This window comes from Acetobacter senegalensis (assembly GCF_001580995.1).
In the GTDB taxonomy this organism is placed as follows: Bacteria; Pseudomonadota; Alphaproteobacteria; order Acetobacterales; family Acetobacteraceae; genus Acetobacter; species Acetobacter senegalensis.
Genome location: NZ_LHZU01000120.1, coordinates 1 through 13,917, shown reverse-complemented (window position 1 = coordinate 13,917; position 13,917 = coordinate 1). Strand labels below are relative to the sequence as shown.

Sequence of the window (13,917 nt, the reverse complement as noted above, 5' to 3'; positions counted from 1 at the left end):
CGGAAAGGTAATCCGGCGCATTTTTGTCGAATGTCACAAATGCGTGAAGGTGGGAAGGGGCATCCCGCTGCCTGTTTCAGGGTATGATCCTGCCTTGTCGAGTCAGGACAGTCTTGCTGTCCATAACTGGAGTATCAGGAAAGCCTCATGGCCGCAGACGAACTCACGGGACTGATCAGATATCTCGGTCAGGATGACTGGCAGGACCGTTTCGCGGAAGTGCTTGGCGATCACATCGGTCCGGCGCTGGAAGCGGGCGACATCACGTTCGAGGATCTGGCGGAGATGATCGGTCCCGACGTCGCCATGACGCTGTGGGGCTGTGCCTTCGAGGATTTTCTCGGGCAGGACCGGGACGATGGTCGGAACATCGTTGACGTCTATCTGAAACGCCGGGGCTGGAAGGAAGGGCCGCGCAACAGCGCCTATATGCGTGCGCTCAGGGCTTCGGTCATGAGCCTGTATGAAGTTTCGGACATCCGACCCGGCCAGAGCCTGATGGCGCGCGCCCGGAAAAATGACGGCGCGGGGGTTGCCTACGATTTCGGGTGGATGTGGCACGAACTCGGGATCACCATGCTCCGGAAATAGGCCGCTTTCGCCTCATTTCCGCCGTCCGGAAGACGATTGCCCGACCGGCAAAGCGGTCATTGAAATCATGCGATCTATTACATCTGAGCAAACAGGAACAGGCAGGATACGTCTGGCGTTAAAATGATGACGCCTGCCCGTATGTCCGGACAGGTCTGTTCCTTTGGATAAAAACCATGTCGAAGCCCGTTCTCGTTATCGGTGCAGGGCCTGTCGGCCTGACCATGGCCGCCGAACTGGCCCGGTACGGGACGCCTGTCAGGGTTATCGACAGGTTGCCGGCCCGCACCACCCAGTCCCGAGCCCTAGCCGTCTGGCCCCGCACACTGGAACTGCTTGACGCAGCGGGCTGTGCGGATGCGTTTATGGCCACCGGGCTATGTGCAAACGCTGTCAGCATTCACGCTGGCAACAGGACACTTGCCCGGATCCCGTTCGGGACGATCACCTCTTCTTTCAATTACCTGCTACTGATTCCACAATCGGAAACCGAGCGGTTACTGGAAGAACATCTCAGGACTTTTGGTAAGACTGTCGAACGCGGAACTGAACTGACGGACTTCGTTAACAGGGATGACGATGTTTCATGCACACTTAGGCATGCTGGAGGCAGGATCGAGAGCCTGGAAGCTGCGTGGCTCATCGGGTGCGATGGGGCACATTCCTTTGTTCGCAGCAGGTTAGGCCTGGCATTCGAGGGAGACACGCTGCCCACGGGTTTTGTTATTGCTGATGTGCATGTGACGGGTCTTGCCATCTCGCCTGACGAACCGGCAATTTTCTGGCACCCGGACGGCGCTGTCATGTTTTTTCCGATATCGCGGGACCGTTACCGTATTATCGCCGATCTGGGTTCGGTTCCACTGCATACGCCGGACCTTGAGGAAATGCAGAGAACTGTCGACCGGCGGGGACCGGGCGGGGTCGCCCTGTCCGATCCGGTATGGCTGTCGGATTTCGGGGTCAACGAACGCAAGGTCCGGAACTATCGCAAGGGTCGCGTATTTCTGGCTGGCGATGCAGCCCATATCCATAGCCCTGCCGGTGGCCAGGGCATGAACATGGGCATGCAGGATGCCTTCAATCTCGCCTGGAAGCTTGCGCTTGTCGAGCAGCAGGAAGCAGGGCCGTGCCTGCTGGATAGCTACAGTATCGAGCGTAGCGGTGTAGCGCTGCAGATATTATCGGATTCCAGCCGTATGACCAGGATTGTCCTGCTCAGAAGTCATCTGGCGCAGAAGGTACGCAACTTTATTGTAAAGCAGATTTTCTGCATTTCGGTGATCCGTCGCGCCATCGCCAACCGGCTTTCCGGAATCATGATTGGTTATCCCGATAGCCCCCTCAACGTGGGTTCCGCTCGTGGATTGCGTGTCCCCCAACCGGGACAGCGGATGATTTCAGCACGAGGTTCTGAGGGTGGTGGTATTCCCCGCTTTATACTTGCCGCCAGAGACTGTGCTGAAGCGCGGGCCATGATCGCGCGTCATGCATCCTTACTGATGTCCGAAGTGCGCCGGCCACCGGATGAAAATGGCATCTGGCTGGTGCGACCCGATGGCTACGTCGCTGCTACCGCAAAAAGTGGGAACTGGGCGGTAATCGATATGGCCCTGAAAGGAATGGCAGCCGAAACATCCACACTGATGAAGAATTGAAACACGTTGATAATATCATGCCATGAAACCGGACAGGCAGCATCCGCCTCTTTTCAGTCGTCCACAACGCCTAGCGCGAAGAAAAAAGCAGACAAAAAAATACGAAATTTTTATGTATTAAAATAGATGTTGTGAGTTATTTATAGTATTTGATAGCTCTGGGAGCATCTCTGCAATACACCTTCAATATTATTTCTGAAGGAGCCATCGTCACTTTGCATAGCACATGAAAAATTCTCTTCGCAAGAAGATTTTTCAAACAAAGATATGCCTTTTCCAATGGAAGTAATAATATTGTCGAATCTAAGGAATCGATCGTGAGCAACTTTTGAAAAATCACTATCTTTCAGAGCATATAATCTAACAGATCCAATGTTCTTTTTACTAACTTTTAGTTGTTTCTCTATTAATTTACATATTTCAGAAATCTCCGTGTCTCTTCTGGATGTATATATAGATACACTTTTCGTTTTGATTTTTCCAGGTATTTGACTTAACAGTTTTATAAAGTAAGTAACTCCTGACAATCTACCTTGCGAGTAGCATTCAGATATAGATTTTCCACAGTATCGATCAATAATAGATATATGCTTCGCAAAAGAAGACAAGCTGAGAAAGCGATCAGTCCAAATTTTATCGCGTTCAGTACCTATTGGGATAATTCCATCCCATAATATTTTAAGATTTGTAAGATGTTTTGAAGTATCAATACAATCAAAGCGGCAGACCTCCAAATTGTCTCCCTCAATGAATCCACTCCACTCATCGTCTGAGCAATATTGTAAAATTGTACTGTTTTCCAAACATGCGATATCAACATCTTGAGAAAAACTCAATAATGATGGCTGATTAAAAAAAGTGTCTTCCGTATATTCGTGACCACATTCAAATTTTCTAAAATAATCGCTTATCAAAGCATTTTTCCATAATTTTCGTGTTGCCATAGGCATTTCTTGTAAAGCTTCAATAATTGGCTCGTTATTAGGACTCATAAAAAAAACCCCATATCTTTTCCAAAATTCTAAAAATCGAATGTTATTAGATCTCTCTCTTGCCGGATCTGAATGGGGCTGAGGTTGAGGCCAAAGTGCAGACGGCTGCAGAACAAATCTAATGGTCATCTTATCGCCTGTTAATAAATATTTCTTGGAAGCTTTCTTCGAAAAAGCCGTTGGGCCACTCATCCAAAAACTCACCGTCAGTATCAAGCCGAAGATGCAAAACCTGCGAACCTTCGTCCGTTGGCTGAACATATAAAACTGTCACGAAGTCAGGTGGAATATTCTGTTTTTTTATAAGAGTTTGTAGTCTGAGAATTAATGCCTCACTGTGACTCTCTACAATCCATTGGTTTCCCCCAAAAGGTTCTGCTTTACCACTCTTTTTTTCTTCTCCGTGAACTTTGGATGTATTGAAAAAGAAGTCTGCCAAATGTCCTTGCAATCGAGGATGAATATGGATTTCGGGCTGTTCCACACAGATTGTTTTACCGCTTGAGACAGTGCCTTCAACAAGGATTGGCATGAGCTGACCAATCCCGAAACCTACATCTGAGGGGCTCACCACCACATTGTGAGCATCTGTCAAAGACATGGCTATAATGTCACCGGTCAAACTATCACCAGCATTTGAGACGTTTACCTTGTAAGGAATTTGAAATTGCTCGAGTTGATCGTTTAAGCGAGGGATCAATTTATTTTTTCGCCGATAAAGCAATTGTGGCATCCGTTCTCCGCGCTGCCCCACCGAACCTTTGTCGCTACCTGATACGATATAATGACGAGCAGGAGGGCTTCTTAAAGGACCTAGATATGAGACGTTTGCAAATTCCGCCAACAACCCCCTTCTAATGGAATCAATTGGAAGAGAACCAATAAAAAGGTGTTCGAAAAGCCCTAATTCGAGTATTTCTTTATGATTTTCAATCAATTTTTTATTTAATAGTATCTGACCTGGCATAGATGCCGTGGGAATAAAATTCAATTCCTTCCATATCTTATTTATTTGATTTCCAAGCAAATCAAATTTAGATCCCATGCTATTTTTTTTAGAATTATTTGTATTTTTATCTATTGATGATATCATTCTAGATAAATTAATGGCTGAATCTAAATTTTTTATTTTATAAAGTGTATTAACGTTATCATCTAAATCTTTTGCAGGATTTTCAGTTTGAGCGACTCTTACAAGAGATGTGGTTTTGTCGAAAATGCCGAAATCAATCTCTTCAATCCAAGCATCCCCATTTTTGTCCTCTTCCGAATCCGGAATTGTATTGATGCTTACATCCACGCTCTTTAATGCAGACCGAGAAATATTGTGCCTTGTCGACGCACTTCGAGAATTTGGAGAATCGAAGGAAAACCCAATGCGTATTTTCTTGGTTACATCATGCTTATAAATGGCTGACTCGAAGTTTCCTAAATCAACGTCTTCCCCTCGGAATACAACTTTATTTTCACTTGTCGGCGTTGATTCGAGTATAGTAGATTGCTTCATTAGTAATATAGACTGTATTATTGAGCTTTTTCCAGCAGAATTTGGCCCGTATATCAAGGTTATTTTCCCTAAAGGGATTTTTTGTAATTTTCCGAATGCTTTAAAATTACTTATTCGTATTTCTTTTAACATTTTTTAACTCATTCATGAGGAGAATATATTTTGTATTGTGTCGCAATAATCATTATGTTGCAAGGTATTGAGGCCCGTTGTTATCGCCGCACCGGCGTTTGTCGGACATTCCGTTGTCCCCCCTTAACCGCTGGTCTGCTCAGTGATGCCGGAGCAGACCAGCGGCAGACGCCTCATCTTGGACGAATGAAGCACATTTTCTCATTCCCAGAAGCGGACATGATTCAATCCCTAATCCGGTATGTCCTTGATACTGTAATCCACACCGTCAAACCCCGGGGCAAAACACATAGGATGCGGGGAAATGGCTATCTGAATTGGTATTGGTATGAGTTTAAAGTAGAACTCGAACATATTTGGCGTATGCGCATATGCAGCTAAGGGAGAAAACTGTTGCACATAGAATATTTCATGTTGGCCGGCCTACGAAAGCTCGAGTATACAAAACCTATTGATTTCGTGACGTGGATGAATAAAGCAGAAAAATTTAAAACAGGAAGAATAAATATTTTCATTGGTCAAAATGGATCTGGAAAATCAACTGTTATTGATGTTATCGATAGCTTCAGAGAATCAAGAAAAATCTCAAATTTACAACGGGAGAATTTGCCAGTTGATCATCTATCATGCTTCGTTATAAAAACTGATGATAATATGTTTGTCGGCCTATTTAGCATGCATGGCTGGGATGAAATCAAAACAATACAAGTAAAAGATTTTAAACATAACGTCTGTAGTACGGACGAAGTTCCGTGGCGAGACCACGCAATGACGCCATGTAAAAATTTTCAAACAAAAATAATAGATAAATCAAAATTAAATATTGAATATTATGATAATTACAATAATAAAATAGATAATCTTGAGAACTTGGTAGGGGAACTCAATAAGATATCGAGGGACTTACCTGGACTTGTTTCCAGCAGATGTAACGATCCGGAACAACTTTGTATAGATATTCATACTTTAGAAGCGCGAAAAAACTCTCCAATTAGTGTCTCTGAAGCAGATGGTTATCTAGATATTTGGTTGGACGACGATGACGCTCAAACCAATACGGTGCGCGCTATAGATCTTCCATCTGGATGGAGAGCTTACGCGTGTATATTAAGCTGGTTAAAGAACCTTCCACAAAATTCAATTGCTCTTTTAGAAGAGCCGGAAACTCACCTCCATCCAATTTTACAAAGGCGACTTGCGCAACGCGTTGGAGTTATTTCTGAAGAAAAAAATATTCAGCTATTTATCACAACACATTCTCCTACATTTATAAATGTAGAAAAATGGGGAAGTTTTGAGCCAAATTTATTCTCTGCACAAAACAGTAAACTTTCTTGTGTGAAAAATTTCAGCCAGACAAGAAATATTCTTGACGAAATGGGGGTAAAAGCAAGTGATATTTTACAATCAAATGGTGTTATCTGGGTTGAGGGGCCATCCGACAGAATATACATAAATACTTGGCTAAGAGACTGGTGCAAAAAGAACAATAAGAGAATATACACTGAAGATATAAATTATTCTTTTTCATTTTATGGTGGATCTATATTATCAAATTTTTCAATGATTCCGTCTTGCAGTCATATAAATATTCTTAATATAAACCAGAATTTCTTTATGGTGATCGATAGAGATCTGAGTTTTGAAGATGGTAGCGATGTACCGAAAAATGTAATTTCAACAAAATCGAAGATTATTAACGAAATAAATCAAATAAATAGAAAAACCTGTGGATATTGGATTACAAAGCCCTATACTATAGAGGGGTATCTTCCAGAAGATGTATTATATACTTACTTTATTATTGATGAGAATACTACAAAAATTACATTAAAACCAGAATCCCCTCCAAAAACAAAAATTGCCACTATTTTTTCTAACCTCTCATATGAACAAAGAATACGTGTTTTTGATGAAGAAGAATTGGCAAAAAAAATAGAAAATGTTTATGAATTTATAACATTGTGGAATAGATAAGATCTTGTTTGAAAGTCATCGGCGCGCACTTCTTATGATTAAATTAGCAGGAATTGTAACAAAGTTTGTCGACGCTGAAACGCGTCAATCGCTACTTCATCGACGACTACCATGCGAAGCAACGCGCCGAGGATCGGCATATGTATAGTTCGCTAACTGCTTATGGTCGTACGCACCCAAATGCGTGGGCATAAATGTTAAGCTGCGGCCTATATTAAACCGCTGTTGCGGTCGAGCTATCGCGTGATCTGGGAAAGGGCTTGTAATTAATACACTTGTTGGTTAGTTGACTCCTGATGCGTGCCGCAACTGGACATTCGCGATACAATTGTCCCGTGGGTCAGCGCTTTGTCATCTCTGCCCACGGAAGATAGCAAGCAACCAAGCACATCAGTTGACGCCCTCTAATTGCTCGAGAATAGCTGCCGCCTACTAAAAACACTTTTCTGCTGGCTCCATGGGAGCGTCTGCCGCGCTCGAAGGCTCCTGTTAAATCAACAACCGAGCATCAAGGGCGGCTTTCGTAGAAAACTAGTCGATAAGGAGACATTCTGATCTCCCCCATATGCCGTCTGGCGCACATCTTTGTGTAACGTTAACGATCATATAATTCCGTCGCGGTCGGCTCCTCCATGTCCTTTGACCACCTCGGCTATGACCGCGACCGCACGGGCGAGTATTTCCCGGTCTTCCGGCGCGCCTAGGCATAACCGCAGGCCCGTGTCTGCCTGGGGAGAGACTAACGACGCATCCGGAGGCGTAACTTCAACGCCAGCGCGAAGCAGCCGTGCCGTCACGCGTTCCGCCTCGAGTGCTGACATCGGTAGCCACGCATGGGCCGAACGCCTGGCCCCCGCTGGCGCGACGAGATCGCCCAACACCGAGCGCGCCAGATCCCACCGGACGGTTGCCTCCGCCTGAACCGCCTGTGAGATGGTATCAATCCGACCGTCCGCGACCCACTGGCTGAACACCAGAGCCCCCAGCGAGGGAGGGCAATACCCCAAGGCACGGATGCCCTGCATGAGCCGCTCCCGTGGCAGATTGGGAGGAAGCGCGAGAAACGCCAGACGGAATCCCGGACAAATACCTTTGGAAAGGCTGGCGAGATAAAGTGTTCGCTCGGGCGCATAAGACACGATCTGGCGCGGACGCTCAGAATATGCGTAATAGGCGTCATCTTCCAGAATCAGCAGATCACGCGCCCGTGCGACAGCCGCGATCTCCTGCCGACGTTGTTCCGACATCGTTCGTGTCGTCGGATTGTGCAAAGTTGGCAGCGTGAAGAGTAGGCGACTGCCGGTTTCCGCAGCTGCCCGATCAACGGCCTCAGGCAGTAGCCCTTCGCCATCCATCGGCAATCCCCGCAGTTTCAGACCCAAATGGTTGGCCGCCATGCGTGCGCCGTAAAAAGTCGAGGCCTCACAGAGAATGGTATCGCCGGCAGAACAGAACGATGAAAAAACCAGTGCAATGCCATGCTGACCACCGTTGCATTGAATTAGGTCACCAGCGTCGAAGTCCAAACCATACTGCCGCGTGAGCCATTGCGCCCCGGCCGCTCGGACATGCGGTAAACCGGCCCCCTGAATGTAATGCACGGCGGGGTCGAGCGCTTCACGCGCCATCAGTGCGACCAATGCGGCATTCAGGTCTACCATCAGGGGAACAGGCGGTGGCGTGTTGCACCGCAGGTCGATCGGTCCGCTCCTGTCTCGTCCCAAGGCTACAGCGTGTTCGATTGTGGGAACGTCTGGAACGGTTGGCAGTGTGCCGCGCACAAACGATCCGCGGCCGACATGCGCTGACAACAGTCCTCGCCGCTCGGCCTCGGCGTAGGCCCGCGTCACGCTTCCCACGCTGACGCCCAGCCGGAAGGCCAGATCACGCTGCGGCGGAAGCTTGGTACCGGGCGCAAGCTGACCTGTCTGGATATCGCGCGCCATCGCCACGACAAGCCGCTCATAGATCGGCAACTGGCTCGACTGTAGTTCAGGGTGCCACATCTCCAGCTCCGTCAGTACAATTGGAATAGGACAATATAGTGATTGAACTCTTTCCTGAAGTTGTCAATCTAGAACAATCGAATCGATTCGTCTCTATTGTACTATAACAATAAGGATTGACCTATGTCGCGGTCAGTTGCGGACATCACCTGTTTACGCCCTAGTCCCCACGCATCCAGCGACATTCGGGAATGGGTAGAAGTTTTGTGCCTCGCAGGCGCTATCCTGGCTGGACTGGGAGTGCTCATGGCCATTCATGAACCTGCCGTGGCGCAGGAAGTGGACGAACGTACCGAGCAGATTTCCATTCCGTATGTCCCGAAAGATCTGAGCGATCCTGTGCGGGCCCGGCATCTGCTGATGCGGATCGACGCGGCTGCGCTGAAAGCCTGCGGCGACATGGGCGGTCTGTCCATTCCGACGCAGGAAATCATCGAATGGTCGGACTGCCACCATGAAAGCTTCACCCGCGGGGTGGCGGCTTTTCATAGTCCGACACTGACACGCATGGCCGATACAATCGATCCCGGGATCGGCTCGACGGCGCAGAAGCACTGAAATCGAACTCACTTTCCGGCAGGTTGACGTCTTTGCCGCCGAGCCTTTCCGGGGCAATCCGCTCGCCGTGGCGGTCGGGGCTGATGGATTGTCCGATGCTCAGATGGCGCAGATCGCAAATTGGACCAATCTCAGCGAGACAACCTTTCTTCTCAGACAGACGCATCCCGATGCTGATTATCGTGTGCGTATCTTCACGCAGCAGACAGAACTTCCTTTTGCCGGACATCCGACTCTTGGAAGCGTATACGTGTGGGGAGAAGCATTGGAGGAGTGAGCCGATGCGTTTCCATATTGTCTCAGCGGATTGCTTTGCGGCTTTTCGCAGCAAAGTCTTGAGCTTGGCGAAGACCTGTTCGATCGGATTGAGATCGGGACTGTAGGGCGGCAGGAAGATGTTCCTCGCCCCGACAAGCCCGAATGGCCTTACGAGCCGGACCGCCCGTGTGGCTGCCGAGATTGTCGAGCACGACGATATCGCTTGGCTTGAGTGTTGGAACCAGAACCTGCTCGACACGCCCTAACAGACAGGCAGCAGACGCCTCAAGTCAGACATCGAAGTGGTGATGGTGGCTGCCCGAAAGCGGACGTTTTTAGGTGAACCGCGATAAACCGCGTTTGGGACCTAACCGCCCGACAGCTTCGGAGCGCCTCGCCGCAAATTCCGGACGCTACACGGAAGTGATTAGCGATCCTTTGGCGCCTTCATTCCGCACAGTGCGCGCCCCGGAGGTGGGACATGATCACCGCCGCTCGTTCAGCCTTATCGTCCCCTTTCATTGAGATCACCAACACAATTGATCTCTCGGGAGCCCATCTTGCGATAACTTTGTTTGTAAGCGTATGTTATTTCTGGTTTAAAGGGGTGCGGGGGATTGGCAATTTTGATTGCAAATTCTGATTTTAAGTCGATCGCGCCGAAAGCGATTTCGGAAGTCGCTTCAGCAGATCATGTGCAGGCCGGTCTACCGATCCCGAAAGCCATCCGTGTGCAGGTCTTTTCTCCGGATGACTGGGAAGGCTTCACGGAGGAGTGGGCGAGTTCGCTCAAGGGTTATGCGATCGTGCGACGCTTTGCGGGCGCTGGCGACATGGGGCTCGACGTCACCGGTTTTACCGCCGCCGCAGGGTTCAGCGCTCCATGGGACAATTACCAGTGCAAGCGTTACGATCATCCGTTACGTCCTTCAGATATTCATGTCGAAATCGGGAAGATCATTTACTATTCGTGGCTCGGTGAGTTTACCGTGCCGAGAAAGCACTACTTCGCCGCAAGCAAAGACATCGGCACAACCGCTGCAAAACTTCTCCTTGACCCGATGAGTCTGAAGGAGAGCACCCGGGACGCCTGGGAAAGGCAGTGTCGGCACGAAATCACTAAGACGGCAGATGTGGCACTTACGGGCAGTCTTCTCTCCTACTTCAATGCGTTTGATTTCTCGATCTTCGGGTCCAAAAGCGTATTGGAACTGATCGCCCAGCATGAAACCACCAAGTTCCATGCGATCCGTTTCGGCGGCGGCCTTCCACCACGCCCAGCTTCACATGTTCCGCCGGCTGAGCCTGCTGAACACGAGAGCCGGTATATTCGGCAACTCCTCAATGCCTATGGGGACCACCTAGGTGAACAGTTGCCGGACGTTGCCGCCCTCGCTTCGAAGCAACCGCTTCACCGTGACTTCAGCAGGCAACGTGAACGCTTTTACAGCGCGGAAGCGCTAAGGAATTTCTCGCGGGACACCGTGCCTGAAGGGACGTTCGACGCTTTGCAGGAGGAAGTCTTTCAGGGTGTCGTCGACATATGCGAGGGTTCGCATCTAACAGGGTTCGAGCGTATGAAGGCGACCGTGTCGCAAGCGGCGCAGGTTGTTTTAACGTCCAATCCATTAGCCCCCGCCACACGCGTTCAGGACCGGCAAGGCATTTGCCACCAGCTTGCGAATGAAGACCGGCTTTATTGGATACCGACTGATGAGTAAGCGGCTGAGCCCGTTTAACAGCCCTTTGGAAACGGGCGTGCGCGCCCTTGCGATCTTGGAGGCTGCCCACCCGAATGGCTGCGATTTGCAGCGGCTTGTCGAGCTTGATTACCTTGTTGTGCATTCCAGCGACGCTGGAGGTCCAGACAGCCTGCACGTGCCATTGCCGATGCGCGCTGGCGAACTTCTGGTTCGTAGGGAAATCATTGAAAAGGGATTGCTTCTGATGGCGAGCCGGGGGTTGGTCGAGCGGGTAGCGCGCCCAGATGGGATACTTTACCGTGCAGGCGAGGCTGCGGCACCTTACATGGCAGCATTGAGTGCACCATACTCGGTTGAGTTGAGGGCGCGAGCGGCCTGGGTTATTCAAGCATTTGGCCATATGACCACCGATGCGATCCGCACGATTACTCAGCGTTTCTTTGAGAAATGGACTAGCCAGTTCCAGCCTGGTCAGCTTCGAGGGCCTCGCGTATGAGTGGCTATCTCCGTCTGGACAAACTGGGTTTTTCAGGCCCCTCTAAGCGTGCTGAGATTAGCTTTTCTGGTGGCGTCAACGTTATCTGTGGTGCATCGGACACCGGCAAATCCTTTCTTGCTGAGGCGATCGACTTCATGCTCGGCGGCTCCGACCTGAAGGAGATCCCGGAAAGGGAGGGCTACAGTGCTTTATATCTGGGTCTGTCCGGTCCCGAATCCGAATCATGGACTTTCGAGCGCGCGATCTCGGGCGGGAATTTCATTCTTCGCCAAGGCGATACCGCACATACGCTACGTCAAGCGCATGCACATGAGCGCATTGATAATGTGTCAGGATTTCTGCTCGAAAAAATAGGCCTCCTCGGCAAGCGGATCCTGAAGAGCAGCGCGAAGAGCACGACCAACAGTCTCAGCTTCCGCAACCTAGCCCGCCTCGTAATTGTGCAAGAAGGTGAAATTCAACACAAGGGATCGCCATTCTGGGGTGGGCAGTACACCCTTAAGACGGCCGAACTCGCCACCATCAAGCTGTTGCTAACTGGGATCGATGATTCCGCTGTTGTGTCCGTCACGGCTGACGAGCCAGACCAGACAGGACAGATCATGCTGCTCGACGAACTAATCGCGGATCTCGCGTCGGAAATTACCGATATGGGAGAAGAGAAAGCCGAGCTGGAAGCGCAACTCGAAAGGCTCGAAACCTCCGCAGCTGAACATCGGGACAGCGTGGCAGACGCGCAGCTGAACCTCGAAGATCGGATGTCTCAGCGCCGCGAGCTGGCAAACCAATCGCGTGAAATTACCGACCGGCTCGACGAGATTGGTGAGTTGCTCGCCCGCTTCGAACTTCTTCGGGAGCATTACGCAGTTGACCGTGATCGCCTGCAGGCAATACAAGAGAGCGGCACACTATTCGCCTACGTCGAGCGCGTGGCCTGTCCGCTATGCGGAGCAGGGCCCGAAGCTCAGCATGCCGACGCTGATTGCGACGGAAATGTCGCGGAAATCGTTGAAGCGGCGACGGCCGAAATTGGAAAAATCGAGCGACTCTCTGAGGAACTCGCCTCCACAGTAACCCAACTGCGGGCCGAACAAGATCACCTCGAAGATTTGCAGGCAACGGTCGTAGAAGCCTACGCTACCGTCGATGGCGACATCCGGCAGACTATGGCGCCCGAAGTGGAAGCTGCTCGAGCAAAGTTCACCGACATCATCGAGACGCGGTCAGCCGTCCGTGGATTTTTGGCTCTTTTTGATCGGCGAGACAAGCTCGAAGCACGCCGCGCAGATCTGGATGATGTCGCGGCCGAACCTGCTGAGAAGACCAAGGTCGCAGTCGGATTCTCAGAGGTTGTCGCCCACCGATTCTCGTTGAAGGTCGAGCAAATTCTCAAAGCGTGGAATTTTCCTGGTGAATGCCGTGTCCATTACGACAAAGATGCAAGTGATTTTGTCATCGACGGAAAACCAAGAGGAAGTCGCGGTAAGGGCTTGCGTGCGATAACGCATGCCGCCGTTTCGATCGCCTTGCTTGAATATTGTCAGGAACATGGTCTGCCGCATCCAGGCTTCCTAGTGCTGGACTCCCCGCTTCTAGCCTACTTCAAGCCTGAAGGCGATGAGGACACCGCGCTACAGGGTACAGATCTGAAGGAGCGGTTCTACAGCTATCTTAAGGCACACCATGGCGATGGCAGCCAAGTAATAGTCATTGAGAATCAGCATCCACCTGACAGCGAACTCGAGGGGTTGAATCTTACGATATTCACAGGAAACCCGACCGAAGGTCGCTTCGGGCTTTTGTGAGTCAGACTATCGACGAACGTTGGCCGTCGCGCAGTCGTTGCTGTGTGATCGGGTATGGAAGCTGCAGGTCCGCACTTGGGAGCTCACAATTGGACGCTAAACGAATGGGATGGACCGGTAAGCTCCGTGAACCTGAGTGCTGCGAATGACTGCTTTCGGCTATTGCTTCCCGATATCAGACATTCCGTTCGCCTGAAGGGTTTCGGGCGCCGCGAGGCGTACGAAAGTCTG

At 50.0% G+C, this 13,917-nt stretch carries 9 protein-coding genes and 3 pseudogenes; 8 read left to right on the top strand and 4 right to left on the bottom strand.

The genetic code is table 11. The annotated features are described in order from the left end of the window. Nucleotides 1-147: 147 nt before the first annotated feature. A pseudogene (locus tag AD948_RS06465) lies at nt 148-507 on the top strand (hypothetical protein); the annotation flags it as partial. Nucleotides 508-767: 260 nt separating this feature from the next. Further along, complete coding sequence (locus tag AD948_RS06460) at nt 768-2,249, top strand: FAD-dependent monooxygenase (protein ID WP_061471186.1); 1,482 nt, start codon at nt 768-770, stop codon at nt 2,247-2,249. Nucleotides 2,250-2,389: 140 nt separating this feature from the next. On the opposite strand, the gene AD948_RS18125 is transcribed toward AD948_RS06460, so the two are convergent. Both AD948_RS18125 and AD948_RS06455 read right to left on the bottom strand, forming a co-directional pair. Continuing rightward, nucleotides 2,390-3,433: a hypothetical protein gene (locus AD948_RS18125; RefSeq protein WP_156478969.1), complete on the bottom strand. Its 1,044-nt coding sequence runs from the start codon at nt 3,431-3,433 to the stop codon at nt 2,390-2,392. Next, on the bottom strand, nt 3,372-4,880 hold the full coding sequence (locus AD948_RS06455) for an AAA family ATPase (RefSeq protein ID WP_061471185.1): 1,509 nt from the start codon (nt 4,878-4,880) through the stop codon (nt 3,372-3,374). Before AD948_RS06455 ends, AD948_RS18125 begins: the two co-directional genes overlap by 62 nt. A gap of 468 nt (nt 4,881-5,348) precedes the next feature. Between AD948_RS06455 and AD948_RS06450 the strand changes: the two genes are divergently transcribed. After that, nucleotides 5,349-6,857 (top strand): ATP-dependent nuclease, encoded by a 1,509-nt coding sequence (locus AD948_RS06450; protein WP_169797390.1) that lies wholly within the window; start codon nt 5,349-5,351, stop codon nt 6,855-6,857. Nucleotides 6,858-7,459: 602 nt separating this feature from the next. On the opposite strand, the gene AD948_RS06445 is transcribed toward AD948_RS06450, so the two are convergent. Continuing rightward, the gene (locus tag AD948_RS06445) at nt 7,460-8,863 is read right to left on the bottom strand and encodes an aminotransferase-like domain-containing protein (protein ID WP_061471183.1); all 1,404 of its coding nucleotides are present in this window, start codon (nt 8,861-8,863) and stop codon (nt 7,460-7,462) included. A 123-nt stretch (nt 8,864-8,986) separates the two neighbouring features. Between AD948_RS06445 and AD948_RS06440 the strand changes: the two genes are divergently transcribed. Continuing rightward, nucleotides 8,987-9,421: a UrcA family protein gene (locus tag AD948_RS06440; protein WP_082782333.1), complete on the top strand. Its 435-nt coding sequence runs from the start codon at nt 8,987-8,989 to the stop codon at nt 9,419-9,421. A 1-nt stretch (nt 9,422) separates the two neighbouring features. Continuing rightward, a pseudogene (locus tag AD948_RS06435) lies at nt 9,423-9,686 on the top strand (PhzF family phenazine biosynthesis protein); the annotation flags it as partial. Nucleotides 9,687-9,733: 47 nt separating this feature from the next. Here AD948_RS06435 and AD948_RS18650 read toward each other — a convergent pair. Next, a pseudogene (locus AD948_RS18650) lies at nt 9,734-9,936 on the bottom strand (transposase); the annotation flags it as partial. Nucleotides 9,937-10,296: 360 nt separating this feature from the next. Here AD948_RS18650 and AD948_RS06430 point away from each other — a divergent pair. Genes AD948_RS06430 through AD948_RS06420 form a run of 3 tightly spaced genes read left to right on the top strand, consistent with a single transcriptional unit; the run spans nt 10,297 to nt 13,686 of the window. Beyond that, nucleotides 10,297-11,400: an ABC-three component system protein gene (locus AD948_RS06430; protein WP_211264442.1), complete on the top strand. Its 1,104-nt coding sequence runs from the start codon at nt 10,297-10,299 to the stop codon at nt 11,398-11,400. After that, the gene (locus tag AD948_RS06425; protein WP_061471181.1) at nt 11,393-11,878 is read left to right on the top strand and encodes an ABC-three component system middle component 2; all 486 of its coding nucleotides are present in this window, start codon (nt 11,393-11,395) and stop codon (nt 11,876-11,878) included. The genes AD948_RS06430 and AD948_RS06425 overlap by 8 nt, the downstream gene beginning before the upstream one ends. After that, nucleotides 11,875-13,686: a hypothetical protein gene (locus AD948_RS06420; RefSeq protein ID WP_061471180.1), complete on the top strand. Its 1,812-nt coding sequence runs from the start codon at nt 11,875-11,877 to the stop codon at nt 13,684-13,686. Before AD948_RS06425 ends, AD948_RS06420 begins: the two co-directional genes overlap by 4 nt. Nucleotides 13,687-13,917: the final 231 nt, after the last annotated feature.

Bases quoted from the DNA above. Each gene is read 5' to 3' on its own strand.
- AD948_RS06425 (WP_061471181.1), top strand. From the start codon at position 11,393: ATGAGTAAGCGGCTGAGCCCGTTTAACAGCCCTTTGGAAACGGGCGTG.
- AD948_RS06445 (WP_061471183.1), bottom strand. From the start codon at position 8,863: ATGTGGCACCCTGAACTACAGTCGAGCCAGTTGCCGATCTATGAGCGG.
- AD948_RS06420 (WP_061471180.1), top strand. From the start codon at position 11,875: ATGAGTGGCTATCTCCGTCTGGACAAACTGGGTTTTTCAGGCCCCTCT.
- AD948_RS18125 (WP_156478969.1), bottom strand. From the start codon at position 3,433: ATGAGTGGCCCAACGGCTTTTTCGAAGAAAGCTTCCAAGAAATATTTA.
- AD948_RS06455 (WP_061471185.1), bottom strand. From the start codon at position 4,880: ATGTTAAAAGAAATACGAATAAGTAATTTTAAAGCATTCGGAAAATTA.
- AD948_RS06460 (WP_061471186.1), top strand. From the start codon at position 768: ATGTCGAAGCCCGTTCTCGTTATCGGTGCAGGGCCTGTCGGCCTGACC.
- AD948_RS06450 (WP_169797390.1), top strand. From the start codon at position 5,349: ATGAATAAAGCAGAAAAATTTAAAACAGGAAGAATAAATATTTTCATT.
- AD948_RS06440 (WP_082782333.1), top strand. From the start codon at position 8,987: ATGTCGCGGTCAGTTGCGGACATCACCTGTTTACGCCCTAGTCCCCAC.